General features: G+C 71.7%; 16 protein-coding genes and 1 tRNA gene. 6 read left to right on the forward strand and 11 right to left on the reverse strand.

All coding sequences use genetic code 11. The features are described 5' to 3' along the window. Positions 1–160: 160 nt before the first annotated feature. Together NI17_RS20785 and NI17_RS20790 are read right to left on the reverse strand one after the other, a co-directional pair. Complete coding sequence (locus NI17_RS20785) at positions 161–682, reverse strand: hypothetical protein (protein ID WP_199860113.1); 522 nt, start codon at positions 680–682, stop codon at positions 161–163. Positions 683–962: 280 nt separating this feature from the next. Next, positions 963–1418, reverse strand: coding sequence for a DUF4442 domain-containing protein (locus NI17_RS20790; RefSeq protein ID WP_068692690.1), 456 nt, complete (start codon positions 1416–1418; stop codon positions 963–965). Positions 1419–1529: 111 nt separating this feature from the next. Between NI17_RS20790 and NI17_RS20795 the strand changes: the two genes are divergently transcribed. Together NI17_RS20795 and NI17_RS20800 are read left to right on the forward strand one after the other, a co-directional pair. Next, positions 1530–2261 (forward strand): PIG-L deacetylase family protein, encoded by a 732-nt coding sequence (locus NI17_RS20795; protein WP_068692691.1) that lies wholly within the window; start codon positions 1530–1532, stop codon positions 2259–2261. A gap of 137 nt (positions 2262–2398) precedes the next feature. Further along, positions 2399–2488, forward strand: a tRNA-Ser gene (locus NI17_RS20800). A 111-nt stretch (positions 2489–2599) separates the two neighbouring features. Here NI17_RS20800 and NI17_RS20805 read toward each other — a convergent pair. Together NI17_RS20805 and NI17_RS20810 are read right to left on the reverse strand one after the other, a co-directional pair. Beyond that, positions 2600–4414 carry a phosphoenolpyruvate carboxykinase (GTP) gene (locus tag NI17_RS20805; protein ID WP_119267987.1) on the reverse strand — a complete coding sequence of 605 codons (1815 nt, stop codon included), beginning with the start codon at positions 4412–4414 and terminating at the stop codon, positions 2600–2602. Positions 4415–4895: 481 nt separating this feature from the next. Next, complete coding sequence (locus NI17_RS20810; protein WP_068692693.1) at positions 4896–6152, reverse strand: extracellular catalytic domain type 1 short-chain-length polyhydroxyalkanoate depolymerase; 1257 nt, start codon at positions 6150–6152, stop codon at positions 4896–4898. Between the two features lie 235 nt (positions 6153–6387). Here NI17_RS20810 and NI17_RS20815 point away from each other — a divergent pair, with 235 nt between their 5' ends. Both NI17_RS20815 and NI17_RS20820 read left to right on the forward strand, forming a co-directional pair. Beyond that, positions 6388–7203: a 3-hydroxybutyrate dehydrogenase gene (locus tag NI17_RS20815; RefSeq protein ID WP_068692694.1), complete on the forward strand. Its 816-nt coding sequence runs from the start codon at positions 6388–6390 to the stop codon at positions 7201–7203. Then, on the forward strand, positions 7188–9131 hold the full coding sequence (locus tag NI17_RS20820) for a helix-turn-helix domain-containing protein (RefSeq protein ID WP_068692733.1): 1944 nt from the start codon (positions 7188–7190) through the stop codon (positions 9129–9131). Before NI17_RS20815 ends, NI17_RS20820 begins: the two co-directional genes overlap by 16 nt. Here NI17_RS20820 and NI17_RS20825 read toward each other — a convergent pair. The 7 genes from NI17_RS20825 to NI17_RS24495 form a co-directional block, all read right to left on the reverse strand. After that, the gene (locus tag NI17_RS20825) at positions 9069–9938 is read right to left on the reverse strand and encodes an alpha/beta hydrolase (RefSeq protein ID WP_068692695.1); all 870 of its coding nucleotides are present in this window, start codon (positions 9936–9938) and stop codon (positions 9069–9071) included. The two genes, NI17_RS20820 and NI17_RS20825, sit on opposite strands and share 63 nt — an antisense overlap. A 137-nt stretch (positions 9939–10075) precedes the next feature. After that, positions 10076–11209 (reverse strand): branched-chain amino acid ABC transporter permease, encoded by a 1134-nt coding sequence (locus NI17_RS20830; protein ID WP_068692696.1) that lies wholly within the window; start codon positions 11207–11209, stop codon positions 10076–10078. Then, the gene (locus NI17_RS20835; RefSeq protein ID WP_068692697.1) at positions 11206–12102 is read right to left on the reverse strand and encodes a branched-chain amino acid ABC transporter permease; all 897 of its coding nucleotides are present in this window, start codon (positions 12100–12102) and stop codon (positions 11206–11208) included. The genes NI17_RS20830 and NI17_RS20835 overlap by 4 nt, the downstream gene beginning before the upstream one ends. Then, positions 12099–12851, reverse strand: coding sequence for an ABC transporter ATP-binding protein (locus NI17_RS20840; protein WP_068692698.1), 753 nt, complete (start codon positions 12849–12851; stop codon positions 12099–12101). The genes NI17_RS20835 and NI17_RS20840 overlap by 4 nt, the downstream gene beginning before the upstream one ends. Further along, a complete protein-coding gene (locus NI17_RS20845; protein ID WP_068692699.1) occupies positions 12848–13642 on the reverse strand; it encodes an ABC transporter ATP-binding protein in 795 nt (264 codons plus the stop codon). The genes NI17_RS20840 and NI17_RS20845 overlap by 4 nt, the downstream gene beginning before the upstream one ends. Positions 13643–13648: 6 nt before the next feature. Next, the gene (locus NI17_RS20850; RefSeq protein ID WP_119267851.1) at positions 13649–14824 is read right to left on the reverse strand and encodes a substrate-binding domain-containing protein; all 1176 of its coding nucleotides are present in this window, start codon (positions 14822–14824) and stop codon (positions 13649–13651) included. A 299-nt stretch (positions 14825–15123) separates the two neighbouring features. Next, positions 15124–16944 (reverse strand): MinD/ParA family ATP-binding protein, encoded by a 1821-nt coding sequence (locus tag NI17_RS24495; protein ID WP_279395508.1) that lies wholly within the window; start codon positions 16942–16944, stop codon positions 15124–15126. 218 nt (positions 16945–17162) lie between these two features. On the opposite strand from NI17_RS24495, the gene NI17_RS20860 reads away from it, so the two are divergent. Both NI17_RS20860 and NI17_RS20865 read left to right on the forward strand, forming a co-directional pair. Next, complete coding sequence (locus NI17_RS20860; protein ID WP_068692701.1) at positions 17163–18164, forward strand: NAD(P)H-quinone oxidoreductase; 1002 nt, start codon at positions 17163–17165, stop codon at positions 18162–18164. A gap of 50 nt (positions 18165–18214) precedes the next feature. After that, on the forward strand, positions 18215–18775 hold the full coding sequence (locus NI17_RS20865; protein WP_068692702.1) for a bacterial proteasome activator family protein: 561 nt from the start codon (positions 18215–18217) through the stop codon (positions 18773–18775). Positions 18776–19360 lie beyond the last annotated feature (585 nt).

Below are 19360 nucleotides of genomic sequence, written 5' to 3' on the forward strand. Positions count from 1 at the left end.
CTTGGGGTAAGCTGCTTCGAAGCAGCTTACCCCAAGGACTTGCGCTTGGCCTGTGTCGAGTCGTACGATAAGTCCTGCACGGAGCAGTAGCTCCGGTGAAGTGAAGGCGGCAGCCATCCGGACGGTTGGTGGGCCGCCTTTCGCGCGTTCAGGAGCGGTTTCAGAGTCGGTGGGTCTGGTCGACCATGGATTCCACGGCCGAGCGCCAGGAACCTCCTTTGGCCCAGCACCAGGCGACAGCGTCGGGGATGGCCAGAAGGCACTCCTCGTGGGCACGCATGAACACGTATTCCAGTTCGGTGGCACCGAATTTGCGCACACGCTCGTACAGCACACGCTTGTCGTGGTTCAGGACCGAGTCGTCGCGTTCCAGCACCAGACGCACTCGGCCGCGCCCCGCCAGGTCCTCGGTGATGGCTTCCAGGCAGCGTGTGCGGGCGTCCCGAGGGTGGTGGTCAGAGGCGTCGTAGATCTCCACGCGCGCCTTGAGACCGGTCATTGCGGTGATGATCTGCCGTCGGCGGGCGTCGTTCTCCTTGGTGAAGTGGATGCGCCGTTGGCCGGAGCGACACAGGCCGTTGACCGTCCGGCGTGTGGCGGTCACATCGGGAGGAAGAATGACGGCCGCGGCCACGAGGTAGCCGCGATTCTTGGTCTCGTCCACGAAAACGTGCATGCCCACCAGCATTCCAGCAACGGTTGACAGAACGTCCCGTGTCAGGCTCGCCCCGCTCAGAGCCACCGATGGGGGAAACACCGGAAAGCGCTGCTCGTTGGGGTATCGATCAGCGCATCCGAGTGTTTCTCACCTTTTGGACGTTGACGGGGTTTTGACGAGACCTGATCTCTTCCGGCGGGTGAGGTTTCCGGGGCTGACCAGCACGCACCGCCGGGGACGGTTCCGGCCTTTCCGGCGGTTGAGGCCGCCGTCACCACGGTCTGCCAGAGGCCCAGCGGGATGGTCAGCGGTACGGCCGCAGCGTCCACACGATGGTCGCGGCGGCGGTGGCCGCGCCGTCCTCGGTGCGCAGCTCCACCTCCACCGGGAACTCGGGACGGCCGCCCGCCTCCAGTTCGGCGACGGCCCCGTGCCACTCCTCGCCCAGGCGGGCCTCGGCGCGGACCGCGCCCCCGACCGGTTGCCGGTGGTCGATCCCGGCGCGCACCGCGAGCGGAAGGGCGACCCTGAGCCGGTCCCCGAGCGCGTTGAAGACGGCCGCGCCCGAGGCCGTCTCCGCCAGGGCGAGCAGCGCCCCGGAATGCTGCCCCTGGGCGTGGTCGTGGTGGTCGGGGTTGTCGGGCAGGCGCATCACGGCCCGGTCCTCCGCCAACTCCACGAACTCCAGGCGCAGGGCGCGGGCGAACGGTATCGCCGCGAGGATGGACGACTTCACGAAATCAGCGTCGGTGGTGACCATGACCGCAGATATTACTGACAGGTAAAACTCCGGGTGGCTCCCCCACCCCCGGGTGTCGGCGTTTCCTGGAATCATCGGATACCCACCCGAGCCAACGGACAGGAGAGGTACGTGACCGAGCAGCTCGCTCCCATGCCCGAGGACTGGCAGCGCGCCCTCGCCGTCGTCGCCCACCCCGACGACCTGGAGTACGGGGCCGCCGCGGCCGTCGCCGCCTGGACCGACGCGGGCAAGGAGGTCGCCTACGTGCTGGCCACCCGGGGCGAGGCGGGCATCGACGGCATCAGCCCGGACGAGGCGGCCCCGCTGCGGGAACGCGAGCAGATCGCCAGCGCCGCCGTGGTCGGCGTCACCTCCGTCGAGTTCCTCGACCACCGCGACGGCGTCATCGAGTACGGCCCCGCGCTGCGCCGCGACATCGCCGCGGCCATCCGGCGGCACCGCCCCGAACTCGTCGTCACCCTCAACCACCGCGACACCTTCGGCGGCACCTTCTGGAACACCCCCGACCACAAGGCGGTCGGCCGGGCCACGCTCGACGCCGCCGCCGACGCGGGCAACCGGTGGATCTTTCCCGAGCTCGTCGACCAGGGGCTGCAACCGTGGAACGGGGTGCGGTGGGTCGCCGTCGCCGCCTCCCCGCAGCCCACCCACGCCGTCGACGCGGCGGCGGGCCGCGAGCGCGCGGTGCGCTCGCTGCTGGAGCACCGCGCCTACATCGAGGGCCTCACCGACGAGGACCCCGAGACCTACGCGCGCACCTTCCTCGACCAGATGCTCTCGGCGAGCGCCGAGTCCTTCGGGGGCCGCCCGGCGGTCACCTTCGAGGTCTTCGCGCGGTGACGTCTCCCGCTCCGTGATCGTGGGACCGGCGGGCGCCGGGCGGTCGAAGCGGCCCGCCGGTGTCACGATCGCCGCGAAATGCGGTCGCGCGCCCGCCACCCGTGTGGGTTACCATCGCTTGGAGGGCACAGCCCCCTGGAGGGTTCGCATAGCGGCCGAGTGCGACGCTCTTGAAAAGCGTTAGGTCGGTAGCCCCGGCCTCGTGGGTTCAAATCCCACACCCTCCGCGACGACACCGGCCCCCTCCCGCGCTCGGCAGGAGGGGGCCGGTGCCTTCTCACCGTGACGTCAGCGGAGTGAAACCACGGGGGAGGCCGCCGACGTCACGGCTGGCGGGATCAGCCGAGCCGCCGGCGCAGCGCCTCGTACTCGTCCCACAGTTCGCCGGGCAGGTGGTCGCCGAAGGACTTGAAGAACTCGGGGACCAGGTCGGCCTCCTGTTTCCAGACCTCCCGGTCCACCGACAGCAGCAGGTCCAGGTCCTCGGCCGGAAGGTCCAGGCCCTCGGTGTCGAGGGAGCCCGGGGCCGGAAGCCTGCCGATGGGGGTCTCCCGGGCCTCGGCCGTGCCGTCCAGGCGTTCGATGATCCACTTCAGCACGCGGCTGTTCTCACCGAAGCCGGGCCAGACGAACCGGCCCTCCTCGTTCTTGCGGAACCAGTTCACGTAGTAGATCCTGGGCAGCTTCCCGGGGTCGGCCCGCCTGCCGATCTCCAGCCAGTGGCCGAAGTAGTCGCCCATGTTGTAGCCGCAGAACGGCAGCATCGCGAAGGGGTCGCGGCGCAGTTCGCCGACCCGGCCCTCGGCGGCGGCGGTGCGCTCGGAGGCCACGTTGGCGCCCAGGTAGACGCCGTGCTGCCAGTCGAACGCCTCCACCACGAGGGGCACGGCGGAGGCGCGGCGGCCGCCGAACAGGATCACCGAGATCGGCACGCCCCTCGGATCCTCCCACTCGGGCGCGATGGTGGGCGCCTGGGAGGCGGGGGTGGTGAAGCGTGCGTTGGGGTGCGCGGCGGGCTCGTCGGAGTCCGGCGTCCAGTCGCGGCCGCGCCAGTCGGTGAGGTGCGCGGGCGGCTCGTCGGTGAGGCCCTCCCACCACACGTCGCCGTCGTCGGTCAGCGCCACGTTGGTGAAGATGCTGTTGCCCCACAGCGCCTCGACCGCGTTGGCGTTGGTGGACTCGCCGGTGCCGGGGGCCACACCGAAGAACCCGGCCTCGGGGTTGATGGCGTAGAGGCGGCCGTCCTCGCCGAAGCGCATCCACGCGATGTCGTCGCCGACCGTCTCGACCTTCCAGCCGGGGACGGTCGGCTGGAGCATGGCGAGGTTGGTCTTGCCGCAGGCGCTGGGGAAGGCCGCGGCGACGTACCGGGGCTCGCCCGAGGGCGGGGTGACCTTGATGATGAGCATGTGCTCGGCCAGCCAGCCCTCGTCGCGCGCCATCACCGAGGCGATGCGCAGCGCGTAGCACTTCTTGCCGAGCAGCGCGTTGCCGCCGTAGCCGGAGCCGTAGGACCAGATCTCGCGGGTCTCGGGGAAGTGCGTGATGTACTTGGTGGGGTTGCACGGCCACGGCACGTCCTGCTGGCCGGGCGCCAGGGGGGCGCCCACGGAGTGGACGGCCCTGACGAAGGAGCCGCGCTCCTCGATCAGGCGCAGTGCGGGAGCGCCCATTCGGGTCATGATGCGCATAGACACCACGACGTAGGCGGAGTCGGTGATCTCCACGCCCAGTTGCGAGATGGTGCCGCCGAGGGGGCCCATGCAGAACGGAACCACGTACATGGTGCGGCCGCGCATGGAGCCGGCGAAGACCCCGTTGAGGGTGGCGCGCATCTCGTCGGGGGCGACCCAGTTGTTCGTGGGGCCGGCGTCCTCCTCCCGTTCCGAGCAGATGAACGTGCGGTCCTCCACCCGGGCGACGTCACCGGGGTCGGAGCGGCAGTAGAAGCTGTTGGGCCGGAGCTCCTCGTTGAGTCGGACCAGGGTGCCCTGTCCGACGAGCTGGGAGGTGAGTCGCTCCCACTCGGCGTCCGAACCGTCGCACCAGACCACCTCGTCCGGCTGCGTCAGTTCCGCGATCTCGCGCACCCAGTCGACCAACTCCTGATGGCTGGTCGGAGCCACGTCATTTCCGTGGACCGCAGTAGTCACGATTCCTCCTCCTCAGGGGTTGAAACGAATGATGAACGATCAACCCCTATTTCGACCAGTTGGCATAGACCTTGGACTAGACCTCTGCTGCGTTTTTGGACTAGACCATTCAGGGTGTCGGACAATGCTTTCTCGCGCCTGGTCCACACCTCTGGCCGTGTGCGTCTTCCCTGACGACTTCCCACGTCACAGGGGATACACGCTTATCTATTGAGATATAGGTCACAGCATTTTGGAATGCTGGAGGAGTCCCTCGGAGTCTTTTCGACGGAGTCGGGAATTCCGTGAGCCGTGCGGAGCCACACCCCGGAAAAACAGCCTACCCTCCCTGCTGAAAGCGGGTTGGTGCGGACCCCGTGGAAAACGCTCAGCGATCATTCCGGTGTTTTCCGTGTCCGCTTCCCGTGCCGGGACGGAACAGGGCGGCCGACGCCTGTGGCGCCGGCCGCCCGTCTTCTCCCGCCGCGTGCCGCAGTGCGGCTCAACAGCCGGTCACGCGCTCCCAGTGGTGGGGGGAGGTCTCCCGGAGCGAGGTGGTGACGTAGACGTTCCACAGGCCCAGGAGGTCGTCTCCGCCCTCGCTGTAGGCCTGGCCGTAGCTGACGTAGGCGCGGCCCTCGGCCACGTGCCGGTAGTTGTCCGCGGTCACGCACTCCCCCGAGGGCGGCGGAGGGGTGGTCGGCGACGGGTTCGCCGTCGGAGTGGCGGTCGGCGTCGGGGACGGTTCCGGAGGCTCGCCCAGCCCCCAGAACCGGATCGTGTGGTACGTGGAGCAGATCGTGTCGAGGAAGTAGGCGCCGGCGGTGCCGCACCGGTCGTCACCCGTCCCCGGGGCCACGGGGGTGCCGTGTCCCATGCCGGAGACCGTGTAGCGCGCCACCGCGTCGACGCCGGAGTCGGTCCGGTAGATCTCGACGGTGGTGTTCGAGCCGAGCGAGCCGGTCTCCGCGGGGGTCCGGCCGATGCCCCACACGTCGGTCCACTGGTCGCGGGAGGACGCCGCGTTGGCGGGAACCACCACGCTGTCGGAGGTTCCGTGCCAGACGGCCACGCGCGGCCACGGCCCCGTCCAGCCGGGGTTCTTGGCCCGCACCAGGTCGCCCCACTGCTCGGGGGTCCGGTTCTTCCCGGCGTACATGCAGGTGGTGGCGTCCAGCAGGCTGGTGGCGCAGCCGGTGGGCAGCCCGGCGACGATGCTGCCCGCGGCGAACACGTCCGGGTAGGCCGACAGCATCTCCGAGGCCATCGCGCCGCCCGCGGACAGTCCGGACACGTAGACGCGGTCCTCGTCCAGGCCGTGGATCCGGACCGCGTGGGCGACCATGTTCCGGATGGACAGCGCCTCCCCCGAGTCGCGCGCCGTGTCACCGGACCGGAACCAGTGGAAGCAGGTGGAGGAGTGGTTGCTCCGCCTCTGCTCGGCGTAGACCAGGGCGAAGCCGAGGCGGTCGGCGTACTCGGCCCAGCCGGAGTGCCGGTGGTAGGCGGCGGCGTCCTGGGAGCAGCCGTGCAGCAGCACCACCAGGGGGGCGCCGTCGGGCAGCGTGTCGGGCACGTAGGCGTACATGTTCAGATCGCCGGGGTTGGCGCCGAACGCGGACACCGGCGTCAGCGTCGCGGCCTCGGCCCGGGGGGCGAGGGTGGCGGCGGCGCCGATCACCGCCGCGCACAGTCCGAGCACGGCGGCCAGAACCGCCGGTAGGCGGAGGGGTGTTCGTCGGGTCAGATGCAACGGCATGCGTGCCTCCGGTTGAGAGACCCTGTGGGGAAACGGGTTCGGCCGAACACCGGTACCCGAAGGCTACGAACCATGTGATCCGCATAACATGTGGTCGGTGGCGGGATCTGCGGCGCGCAGCGCGTGGGGAGTCCACACAGCCCACCGCCACATGGGTGGAAGCCACACAGAAAAGCTCCTTCCTGTGGCGGTCGGCCATATCAGCGACCGGAGCCGGGAAACCTAGATTGAAGCCATGACGACGCATGACTTCCATCCCGACACGGCGCCGCCCCCCGCGCCCGCCGTGGCCGGGACGTCCGTTGACGTGGACCTCACGGGCAGGACCGCCCTGGTGACCGGAGCGGCGAGCGGCATCGGCCGGGCCTGCGCCGTCCGGCTGGCCGCCGCCGGGGCCGCCGTCCGCCTCGCCGACCTGAACCGGGCCGCTCTGGACGAACTCGCCGAGCAGGGCGTGGGCGAGCCGTTCTGCGTGGACCTGACCGACCTGGACGCGGCCGAGGACGTGGCGCGCGGCGTCGACATCGTGGTCAACAACGCCGGAGTGCAGACGGTCTGCCCCGTCCAGGACTTTCCTCCCGAACGCTTCTCCCTCATCCTGAGACTCATGGTCGAGGCGCCGTTCCGGATCGTGCGGGCCGCGCTGCCGCACATGTACGCCGGCGGCTGGGGCCGGATCGTCAACATCTCCTCCGTGCACGGGCTGCGGGCCTCCGCCTACAAGTCCGCCTACGTGACCGCCAAGCACGGCCTGGAGGGCTTCTCCAAGGTGGTCGCGCTCGAGGGCGCACCGCACGGGGTGACCTCCAACTGCGTCAACCCCGGGTACGTGCGCACCCCCCTGGTGGAGAAGCAGATCGCCGACCAGGCGCGCACCCACGGCGTCCCCGCCGACGAGGTGGTGGAGACGGTGCTGCTCGCCCGCAGCCCGATCAAGCGGCTCGTCGAACCGGCCGAGGTCGCCGAGATGGTGGCCTACCTGTGCTGTCCCGAGGCGTCCTTCGTCAACGGCGCCTCCCTGACCGTCGACGGAGCCTGGAGCGCGAGCTGAACGAACCCGCCGTCCCCCCGGAGGACGACCCCTGGGCCGCCGAGGCCCAGTCGGTCTTCCTGGAGCTGCTGCTGCGCGACGCCCCCTCGGTCGAGTACGAGCGCCCGCTGCTGGAGGCCCGCGCCCGCGGCGGCGACCCCGAACACCTGGCCCGCCTGGAGCGCGCCAAACTGCTGGCGCTGCGGGTCCGCACCGTGCTGCGCGACCTGCAGCGCCGCGAGTCCGAACTGACCGCCCTGTTCGAGACCGCCAACGACCTGACCGGCATGCGCAGCCTGGACCAGATGCTGCGCGCCATCGTGGACCGCGCCCGTCACCTGCTCGGCACCGACGTCGCCTACCTGACGCTCAGCGACCCCCGCCTGGGGGACACCTACATGCGGATGACGTCGGGATCGGTCTCGGCCCGCTTCCAGCGGCTGCGGCTGGGCCACGGCGAGGGCCTGGGCGGACTGGTCGCCCAGACCGCCCTGCCCTACGTCACCGCCAACTACTTCGCCGACTCCCGCTTCCAGCACACCGAACAGATCGACACCGGAGTGCGGGAGGAGGGCCTCGTCGCGATCCTCGGCGTGCCGCTCCAACTCAACGGCCAGGTCATCGGGGTGCTGTTCGCCGCGAACCGGCGGGAGCGGCCGTTCTCCCACGCCGAGGTGGCACTGCTCAGCTCCCTGGCCACCCACGCGGCCATCGCCATCGACAACGCCAACCTGATCGACGACACCCGCCAGGCGCTGACCGAACTGAACACCGTCAACCAGCGGCTCCAGGAGCACACCGCGTCGGTGGAACGCGCGGTCGCCGCCCACGACCGGCTCACCGACCTGGTGCTGCGCGGCGGCGGAATCGAGGAGGTGGCCGCCGCGGTCGGCGACGTCCTCGGCGGCCGGGTGCGCATCCACGACCTGAACTCGACCGGAGCGTCCCCGCCGTGCGACGACCCGGAGGTGTCCGAGGCGGTGCGCACCGCCCTGAGCAGCGGCCGGACCACCCGGGCCGGCGACACGTGGGTGGCGGCCGCCGCCGCGGGCAGCGAACTGCTGGGCACCCTCGTCCTCCACGGGGTGGAGCTGGACAACACCGGCCAGCGCATCCTGGAGCGCGCCGCCGTGGTGACGGCGCTGCTGCTGCTGATCCGCCGCTCCGCGACCGAGGCCGAGTACCGGGTGCGCGGCGACCTGCTCGACGAACTGCTGGACACCCCCGACCGCGACCCCGAGTCGCTGCGCCAGCGCGCCGCCCGCCTCGGCGCGGACCTCGGCGTCCCGCACGTGGTCGCGGTCGCCGAGTCGCCCCACGCCGATCCGGGACGGCTGCGCCTGGCCGCCATGCACATCGCCGAGACCACCGGCGGGCTCGCCGGAACCCGCAGCGGCCGGGTGGTGCTGGTGCTGCCCGGAACCGAGCCCACCCCGGCGGGCCGCCGGGTCGCCGCCGACCTGGCGACGGCCGCCAACGGCCCGGTGACCGTGGGTGTCGCCGGACCGGCCGACCAACTGCCCGGTTTCCGCGTCGTCTTCACCGAGGCACTGCGCTGCCTGCAGACCCTGCGGGCGCTGGGCCGCGACGGGGAGGTCGCCGCCCCCCGGGACCTTGGCTTCCTCGGGCTGCTGCTGGGCGACGACCGCGACGTCGACGGCTTCGTCACCGCGACCCTGGGGCCGCTGCTGGACTACGACGCCAAACGGAAGACGGTGCTGGTGGAGACGTTGCGCGCCTACTTCGCGGCGGGCGGCAACCTGTCACGCGCCAAGGACATGCTGCACGTCCACGTCAACACCGTCTCCCAGCGGCTGGAACGGATCTCCCAGCTCCTCGGCGCGGACTGGCAGGAACCGGCCCGCGCGCTGGAGATCCAGCTCGCGCTACGCCTGCACGGTCTGCTGGACGGCGGCGTGGACCTGAGCGGCGACGACGGCGGCGGTTGACGAGAACAGCGGGGTGTAGTGGTTGTCGTCGGGCAGCTCCACCAACCGCACCCCGCTGCCGTCCAGGGCGGTGAGCCGTTCCGGGGTGTAGAGGCCGGGGCTCTCGTCCATGAGGCCGCGCGCCGCCCACAGCAGCCACGCCGGGCACGGCAGCGCCCGGACCGCGCCCAGCACCTCGGGGTCGTCCAGTACCTGGGCGCCGTCGACGCGCACCGCCTCGACCACACAGCTCGACCGCATCGCGGGCGGCTCACCGACCAGGTCACGCTGCACGTGGTCGTCGACCCAGGAACTCCACCGCCCCGCGAAGGCGGGGTGCTTCCGCCAGAAGGCGCGGTACTCGTCCCGGTCGGCGAAGGTCATGGACAGCCGGGCCATCGCCGGGCCGATCACCGCCTCGATGTCGGTTCCGGGCGGTGCGGGCAGCCCGAACCCGCCGTCGACGAGGACCACGCCCGCGACCCGGTCGGGGTGGCGCACCGCGGCCAGGCAGGCCACGAACGCTCCCATGGAGTGCCCCACGACGACGGTGCGGTCCACCCCCCGGTCGTCGAGCAGCGCCACCAGGTCGGCGACGTGCGCGCCCAACCCGTAGGGACCGGGCAGATCCGCGCTTCGGGCCCGCCCCCGCAGGTCCGGGGCGAGCAGCGCCAGGCCGTCGGGCAGTTCGGCGGCGAGGCGCGCGAACGAGTGCCCGTTGGCGGTGATGCCGTGCAGGGCCACCACGGGCAACGCGTCCGCGGCGCCCCAGCGGGTGACGGCGAGCGCGCCGCCGTCCACGGCGACGGTGAATTCGGTTCCGGTCACGGATGCTCCTCAGCGGTCGGCGGTCGCACGGAACGGATCGGTTCCGCGCCCCTCCCCGAGTGGAGGGGCGCGGCCACGGGGACGGGTTCCGGCCCGCCTTCGGTGAGGGAGTTGACGGTCGGGGCCGGAACCCGGGTTCAGGGGGCGGTGGTCGCGCGCCCGCGGTCGCGCAGCGCGGCCCGGACGCGGCCCGGTAGAGCGGTCAGCCCGCCGGGAAAGAAGAACACCAGCAGCACGAACAGCGTGCCGAGGATGAACAGCGGCTGGCTCAGCGGGGCGCGGACCGCTGAGGGCAGGGTGTCGAACACGTCGGAGGCCGCCAACTGCAGCAGTCGGTGGTCGACATAGGTGTAGACAACCGCCCCCAGCAGCGGTCCCCACCGGGTGCCCGCACCGCCCAGGGACACCATCACCAGCAGGGTCAGCGTGAACTCGGCGGTGGTGATGGCCGAGGTGACGCCGCCTGCGACCAGCAGGTACACCACCCCGCCCAGGGACGCCAGTCCTCCGGCGACCGTGAACGCCGCCAGCTTGTAGGGGTAGGGGTTGACGCCCAGCACCGACACGCGCTGCTCGTTGGCGCGGATGCCCCGCCAGACACGGCCCACCGGGGTGGCGCCCAACCACCACACCACGCCCACCGCCACGGCCGCGTACGCCACCGCCAGCCAGTACAGGTTGACGGTGTTGACCACGCCGATGAAGGCGCCGGGAACCGTGTCCGGGTTGAGCGACAGTCCCTCCTCGCCGCCGGTCAGCCGCCCCGGGTCGCGGATCACCAGGATCGACCCGGCCTGTGCGAACGCCAGGGTCACCATGGCCAGCGCGATCCCGGACACCCGCAGCGACACCGCGCCCAGCACCAGGGACAGCGCGGTTCCCGACACGACCGCGATCAGCGCCGACCACAGCAGAGGCAGCTCCAGCGTCCCCATCAGCAGCGCCGCGAGGTAGGCGCCCGCCGCGAAGTACAGGGCGTGCCCGAAGGACAGCAGTCCCACCCGCCCGTACAACAGGTCGTAGCTGGTCGCCAGCCCGCCGAACACCAGGCAGGTCGCGAGCAGGTGCAGCGTGGCCGGGCTGTTCAGCGTCCCTTCGAGCACGCCGGGCAGCGGCAGTGTGGAGAACGGCAGGGTCAGCAGCAGTACCGCGACCACGGCCGGCGCCGCCCAGCCGGGGACGCGGCGCGGTCGGCGCACGTCCGCGACCGGCGTCGCCGCCGCGGTCGCGGACGTCCCGGGCGCGCGGTTGGTGTCGGTGTCGACGTTCATGCCACCCTCCCGGCGGTCACTCCGGCCAGTCCGCCCCGCCGCGTCAGCAGCACGGCGGCGAGCACGATGACCACGGCGATGTCGCCGAGCCCGGCGACGGTGTAGTAGTTGGCGAACTGCTGGATCAGGCCGACCGCCACCGAGGCGACCGCGCATCCGACGGTGGACGTGGTGCCGCCGATCACGACCACGATGAACGCGAAGATCAGCAGCGACGTGCCCTGGAACGGGGTGATCACGCCGAAGTAGAGCCCGCCGAGCGCGCCCGCCAGCGCCGCCGCCGCGCCGCCGATCGCGAAGACCAGGGTGAAGGACCTGCGCACGTCGATGCCGAGCGCGGTGACCATGGCCCGGTCCTCCACGCCCGCGCGCACGATGAGGCCGTAGCGGGTGCGGGAGCCGAACAGCAGCAGTCCGACCAGGACGAGTGCGGCGACCGCGATGAGCAGGAAGCGGTCCGTGGGGATGGCCGCGCCCAGCAGCGGGACGGTGCCCGAGACCAGTGCCGGCCGGGGGAACTGCAGCGGGTCGGCGCCCCAGACCGCCTGGACCAGGGCGGGCACGGCCAGGCTGAGACCCACCGTGACCAGGATCTGCTCGCGGTGCCGTCCGTAGAGGGGGCGGATCACCCCGAGTTCCACCAGGGTCGCCGCGAGGGTTCCGGCGGCGACGCCGAACGCCACCGACACCAGGAAGCCGAGTCCGTCCGGCCCCGCGCCGGGCAGGTGGACGCTGGCCCACCAGGTGGCGTAGGCGCCGATGGACAGGAACGCGCCGTGCGCGAAGTTCAGCACGTCCATCAGGCCGAAGATGAGGGACAGGCCCGAGGCGATGAGGAAGTAGAGCGCGCCGAGACCCAGGCCGGTCACGACGAGCAGGACGACGGTGCTCACGAGGTTCCCCCCTGCCGTTGGACGGGTGCGGCGGAGGTCTTGGCGACCCCGAGGAGCTCGCGGGTCCGCTCGGCGTCGTCCAGCAGGTCGAGAACCGGGCCGGTGTGCACGACCCGGCCCGCGTCCACGACGACGGCCCGGCCCGCGACCCGCCGCACCAGCGCCAGGTTCTGCTCCACCAGCAGCACCGGAACCTCCTCGGCGACGCGGGCGACCGCGTCGGCCACCTCCGCCACGACACGGGGCGCCAGGCCCTTGGTCGGCTCGTCCACGATGAGCAGACGGTTCTCGTTGAGCAGCACCCGGCCGATGGCGAGCATCTGCTGCTGCCCGCCGGACAGGGTTCCGGCGGGTTGCGCGGCCCGCTCGGCGAGTTCCGGGAACAGGTGGTGGACCAGCGTGTAGCGGGGGGTCTGGCCGCGCCGCTCCGCCAGTCGCAGGTTCTCGGCGACGGTGAGCCCGGAGAACACGCCCCGGTCCTCGGGCACGTAGCCGATGCCGCGGGAGGTGATGGCGTGCGTGGGATCGCCGGTGATGTCGCGGCCCGCGAAGACGACCCGGCCGCTGCGGGGGACCAGCCCCAGCACCGCCTTGACGGTGGTGGTCTTGCCGACGCCGTTGCGGCCGAGGATCGACGTGACGCCGTGGTCGGCCACCGTGAACGACACGCCCTGGAGAATGTGGGAGCCCTCGATCCACACGTGCAGGTCCTCGACGGTCAGCAGCGGTGCGGCGGGCGCGGCGCTCACAGCGTGTCCCCGAGGTAGGCGGCCTGCACCTGCGGGTCGGCCATGGCGGTGTCGGGGTCGGCCAGGGCCAGCAGCGCGCCGTGGTGCATGACGGCCAGGCGGTCGGCCATATCGAGCAGCACCTCCATGTGGTGTTCGACCATGAGGACCGTGCAGCCCTGTTCGCGGTGCACGGTCCGGATGACCTCGACGAGTTCACCGATCTCGCCCGCGCTCACCCCGGCCATGGGCTCGTCGAGCAGGATGAGGCGGGGCTCGCGGGCCAGCAGCAGCGCGAGTTCGAGTTTGCGCTTGTCGCCGTGGGCCAGGTCACCGGCGAGCGCGTCGACGCGGTGCGACAGCCGCACCAGTTCCAGCACCCGGCCGATCTCGGGGCCGCCCACGGGGGCGGCGCGCCGCCAGAAGCGGCGCGACTCCCCCGACCGGGCCTGCACCGCCAGCCCCACGTTCGCGCCGACGGACAGGTCGGCGAAGACGCTGGAGGTCTGGAAGGTGCGGCCCAGGCCCAGCCGGGCCCTCCGGTGCGGCGGCAGCCGGGTGATGTCGGTCCCGGCCAGCTCCAGACGGCCCCGGGTGGGCCGGGTCAGTCCGGAGACGAGGTTGAACAGTGAGGTCTTACCGGCTCCGTTGGGGCCGATGACGGCGAGGAACTCGCCGTCATCGACCGTCATGGACACGCCGTCGACGATGACGGCGCCGCCGACCGACCAGCTGAGGTCGTCCAGGACCAGCATCGGCGCCGTCCCGCGCCCGTCGCGCGGGGGCGCGGCGGAGGGAGTGGGGGAACTCATCGGCGGCTACTCCGCGACCGGGGGTTCGACGTCGGCGGCGGGGATCTCCGCGATCAGTTCGGGTGCGGCGTCCTCGCCGGAGCCGACCAGACGCACCTGGTACATCGGCTGGAGCAGCGCGTGGTCCTCGGCGCGGATGGTCAGGGTGCCCTTGACGCCCTCGAAGGTCCAGCCCTCCAGCGCGGAGATGCGCTCCTCGGTGGTGTCGCCCTCGGTGACGGCGTGGACCACCATCTGCGCGGCGGTGAAGCCGTCGGGGGTGAACAGGTCGACCGAACCGCCGTTGCCCTCGACGAACTCCTGCATCGCCTGGGCCGCCTCGGTCTGCGCCGCCCCGTCGAAGTAGTGGGACAGGAAGGAGATCTTGCCTTCGGCCTCACCGAACACCGGGTAGGAGGCCTTGATGTCCAGGCCGGTGACGACCTCGGTGGCGTCGAGCACGCCCTGCTGGTTGAGCGACTGCCACATGGCGGAGGCGGTCTCGCCCGCCCACGCCACGAACAGCAGGTCGGGTTCGGCCTGGCGGACCTGTTCGGCGAACGGGGTCAGGTCGGTGCTGTCGGGCGGCGCGAGGACGCTGTCCACCTCGGCGCCCTCGGCCTCCAGGACGGCGGTGACGGCGTCGACGTTGTCCTGGCCGAAGGCGTTCTGCTGGGCGAAGACCGTCACCTTCTTGCCGTCGGGGTCGTCCATGAAGGAGCCCGCGGCGAGGATGTCCTGGTAGGTCTGGCGGCCGGAGCGGAAGGTGTGGTCGTTGACGCCGGTGATGGCGTCGGTGGCGGCCGGGCCGGAGACGAACAGCACCTCGTTCTGCTCGGCGATCGGCGCGACCTGGACCGCCACTCCCGAGGAGGTGGACCCGGCGATGATGTCGTAGCCCTCACCGATGAGTTCGCGGGCCGCGGACACCGCCTTGGTGGGGTCTCCGGCGTCGTCCCGCGTGGTGACCTCGACGGGGCGGCCGTCGATCTCCATCGTGCCGCCGGTGGCGTACTCCAGACCGGCCTCGAAGCCCTGGTAGTACTGCTCGCCGTAGGTGGCCAGGGGGCCGCTGACGGAGTAGACGAGACCGATCCTGACGGGTCCGTCCGCGTCGCCGGTGGCGGCGCTCTCGGGGCTGCCGCAGGCGGTCAGGACGAGGGCGCCCGCGCACAGGACGGTCGCGAATGGGGGGTAGCGCATGGTCTCCTCCAGGTGTCCCCGCCGCCCTGCGGGCGGCGGTGGGGACGGCGGATCGGGGGTGTGCCACCGAAGCTAGAAAAGAAGTGATCCGTTTCACATGTTGTCGTGGCACATATTGATCCACGAACCGATGTGTGCGCTCCCCATCGGAAAACAGTGGGACCCGCCGCCACCGGACGGTGGACCCCGCGCGCTCCGGGCGGACGCCGGGGAGGACGGGCGGGGACAGCCGCCGGGGCCCACAGCCCTCCGACGCTCCGTGTCCCCCGCTCACAGGCGCCGCGCGGCGGGGCGTCCGTTCACCGGGGCCAGGCGAAGGCCTCCCCCACGGTGGCGGCCAGTTCCAGGTAGGCGTCACGGGTGGCCGAGTGCAACCGGTCCAGGTGGATCTCGGCCCCCTCCTCCAGGTGGGGGTCCCACGGGATCTGCACCACCGCGCGGCACCGGGAGCCGAAGTGCTCCTCCAGGCGCTGCAGGTCGACGTTGGACCTGCCGCCGCGGCGCACCATCGACAGCACCACCACCGCGCCGCGCACCAGGAAGCCGTACTCGTGGGCGTCCAGCCAGTCGAGGGTGGCCGACGCGCTGCGCGCGCCGTCCACCGACGGGGTGGAGACCACGATGATCTGGTCGGCCATGCCGAGCACACCGCGCATCGCCGAGTGCAGCAGGCCGGTACCGCAGTCGGTGAGCGTGATCGAGTAGAAGTGCTCCACGAGCCGGGAGACCTCCCGGTAGTCGTACTCGCTGAGCGCCTCCGAGACGGCGGGGTCCTGGTCGGAGGCGAGCACCTCCAGACGGGACGGCGCCTGGGAGGTGAACGCGCGGATGTCGGCGTAGCGCGCGATCATCTCCTTCTCGTTGAGCAGGTCCCGGATGGTCGCCGACGTCTCCAGGTGCAGCTTGTCCGACAGGGTGCCCCGGTCGGGGTTGGCGTCCACGGCGAGCACGCGGTCGCCGCGCAGGGAGGCCAGCGTGGACCCCAGGGCGGCGGTCGTCGTGGTCTTGCCGACCCCGCCCTTGAGGGAGAGCACCGCGACCCGGTGGTGTCCGCCCACCACGTGGGTGCACGCCCGGCCGATCAGTTCCTGGCGGCGGCGTGCCGCCCGGGACTCGCCCGGGGTGAGCAGCCCGAACGTGAGTGACTGTACGGCCCTGCGCCACCCGGAGGTCTGGCTTGAGCGGCGGCCGCCGGTCCACTCCCGGCCGGGGGTCACGGTGGGCGGGGCGAAAGCGCTCGGTCCGGTGGAGACGCCTCCCGGGGGTGTGCCCCCGGCAGGCCTCGGGGGAGTCTGCGGCGGGGCGGCGGGCGCTTCGGTCCACGTGGGCAACGCGGTCGGAGGAGGCCCCCCGAGGGGGTGGTCCGGGCCGCGGAGCCGCTCGCCGGGGAGCGCGGCCGGGCGCGGCTCCTCCCGGGGAACGGGACGCGGCCGCGGTTCGGCGGGCGGGGGCGGTCCGGGCGACGTGGCGGGCCGTGCCGGTCCGGCGTCCGCCGGAGCGGGCGGCTCCGGCGGCGGGGACTGCGGGGCGGGGTGGGGGGCCGGAGGCTCCAGAGGAGGCAGCGGCTCGGGTTCGGGGAGGTCGTCAACGGGCGGTGGAGGAGACGCGGACCGCTGCTGCGAGTCCTCCAGCAACTGCCGGATCTGCGGCCGGTTGCGGCCGAACAGCGACCGCGCGGACGGGGACTGCTCGGCGGGCTGCTCCTCCCCCTCCTGCCGAGCGACCGGTTCGGGACGCGCGGCCGGCGGTTCCGGCGCCTCGGCTCGGGGCTCCTCCGGGAACGGCTCGGGGCGGGAGGGGGGAGGAGGCGTCGGCGGGCCGGGCGGGTCCGGTCGGGCAGCGGGCTCGGGAGCCGACTCCCCGGCGGGCGGCCGCTCCCGAGGAGGCTCCGGGGCCGGGGGGAACAGCGGCTCGGGGCCGGACGGACCGGCCGCGGGGGGTGAGGGCTGGGCATAGGGCGGTGGAGGCGCGACCAGGTCGAAGTCGTCGTCGCCGAACCACTCGTCGGCGGCCTCGTACCGCTCCTCCTCGTATCCGGCGTCGGAGGCGAATCCGTCGTGTTCCGAGCGCGGTGAACGAGCACCGAAGCGTTCGGAACCGTCGTGCTCTCCGTAGGCCACCGCGCCACTCCTAAGGACACTCCGCAGACGATGCGTTCGGCTGTTCGGACCGGTGGAGACGGCGTTCCCGGCGGGCGCGCCGCCTCCGTTCCTCCAGACACCTGGGTCAACAACGATAAAACTAGCGGTCATGAGATGAGAAGAGACCGGGCGCCCGCATCCCGGGATCGTTCGGACTCCGAGACCCGCCCCTCCCCCGGATGGGTAGCGTGGTTTCCATGCGAGCGATTGTCATCAGCGCCCCTGGTGGCCCCGAGAAACTCACCTGGCAGGAGGTGCCCGATCCCGAGCCGGGGCCGGGCGAGGTTCTCGTCGAGGTCGCGGCCACGGCCGTCAACCGGGCCGACGTCAACCAGCGGCGGGGCGACTACCCGCCGCCGCCCGGGGCTCCCGAGTATCCCGGGCTGGAGTGTTCGGGCCGCGTCGTCGCGCTCGGACCCGACACGGCCGGTTCCGGCTACCGGGTCGGCGACGAGGTGTGCGCGCTGCTCAGCGGCGGCGGCTACGCGGAGCGGGTGGCGGTTCCCGTCGGGCAGTTGCTCCCGGTCCCGGCCGGGACGGACCTGGTCGAGGCCGCCGCGCTCCCCGAGGCCGCCTGCACGGTGTGGTCCAACGTGTTCATGACCGCCGCCCTGCGTGAGGGCGAGACCCTGCTGGTGCACGGCGGCGCCAGCGGGATCGGCACCTTCGCGATCCAGGCGGCCCGCGCGTTCGGCGCCCGTGTGCTGACCACCGCGGGCGGCCCGGCCAAGGTGGAACGCTGCCGCCGACTCGGCGCGGACGTCGCCGTCGACTACCGGTCCGAGGACTTCCCCGCGCGGGTGAAGAAGGAGACCGGTGGCCGCGGGGTGGACGTGGTGCTGGACATCATGGGCGGCGGTTACCTGGACGCCAACATTCGCTCGCTCGCGGTGGGCGGGCGGCTGGTCGTCATCGGCCTGATGGGCGGGCGCAGGGCCGAGCTCGACCTGGGACGGATGCTGGTCAAGCGGCTGTCCGTGCACGCCACGACGTTGCGGTCGCGTCCCGTCCAGGAGAAGGCCGCGATCGTGTCACAGGTGGCGGAGCGGGTATGGCCGCTGGTCGAGAAGGGGAGGATCCGGCCGGTCGTGGACCGGGTGCTGCCGCTCAGCCAGGCCGCCGAGGCGCACCGTGTGCTCGAGGCCGGCGGCCATGTCGGGAAAATCCTGCTTGTCACCGGTCAACAGCACGCACCGTGAGAATCGGCGTAGTGTCTCCGAATGTCAACAGCCGCAAGGTGGGAGATGCGATGAACAACGGACCCAGTCAGGAGGAACAGCCCCAGGTTCTGGTACTGGGGCCGGGAGGGCCGACGACCGTGCCCCCCGCTTCGTCCGGTGAGGACAAGGAGGAGTCGGAAGGGCGGCCGGTCACCGAGATGGTCGAGCAGCCCGCCAAGGTGATGCGGATCGGCAGCATGATCCGGCAGTTGCTGGAGGAGGTCAAGGCCGCTCCGCTGGACGAGGCGAGCCGGGTCAGGCTGCGGGAGATCCACGCCAGTTCCATCAAGGAGCTCGAGGACGGCCTCGCTCCGGAACTCGTGGAGGAGCTGGAGCGGCTCTCCCTCCCGTTCGCGGACGGCGAGACGCCCAGCGACGCGGAGCTGCGCATCGCGCAGGCGCAGCTCGTGGGCTGGCTGGAGGGCCTCTTCCACGGAATCCAGACCACCCTGTTCGCCCAGCAGATGGCGGCCCGCGCCCAGTTGGAGAACATGCGCAGGGCGCTGCCCGCCGGACTGCAGCAGCACCAGGGTGAGGGAGAGCAGCCCCAGCAGGGGCGTATACCGGGAAGCTCGGGACCGTACCTGTAGTCCCGGCTGCCTCGGACACCGGACCCGGACCGGCGGGGTCCGGGCGACCGTCCGAGGCGTAGGCCGTGGAAGCATCCCGGACGGGCCGCCCCGGGGCCGCGTGAGAGCCGCCGTGGCCTCCGGGGCGGAGCACCGCGGGTGGGCGGGAAGAGGCTGATGCGCAGCGCCCCGCCGCCCGCGCCTCCACACACGGACGCCGGAGGCGCCTCCTCCGCCGCGGGCACACTCCCCTCGGGGGCGTTCCCGAGCAGTGCCCCGGCCTCTTCCGAATGCCGTCGGCGCCGAACCGTGTGCGGATCCTCTGTTTCGGTCAGGAGACGCAGCCCCGGAGCGTCCCGGTGCGGTCCACCGTCTTTCCTGGTGGGCGGAGTTTCGGCAGGATCTCCCGTGGGAGCGGTCCCAGAGTTCTTTCCCCGTCTCCTCCCGAGTTTTGGACGACGACAATATGGAGAACGACGTTCTATTTGCTGGACTTTTAGGGGACTTTGCACTCAAAGCCCGAATTTTTTTGCCGAGACCATCGAGAACCTGAGCAAACTTCCTGCGAAACGCGGTGTTTTCTTTTTAGGCTTCAATCAATCCCGG

Origin of the sequence: Thermobifida halotolerans (assembly GCF_003574835.2) — a bacterium.
GTDB classification, from domain to species: domain Bacteria; phylum Actinomycetota; class Actinomycetes; order Streptosporangiales; family Streptosporangiaceae; genus Thermobifida; species Thermobifida halotolerans.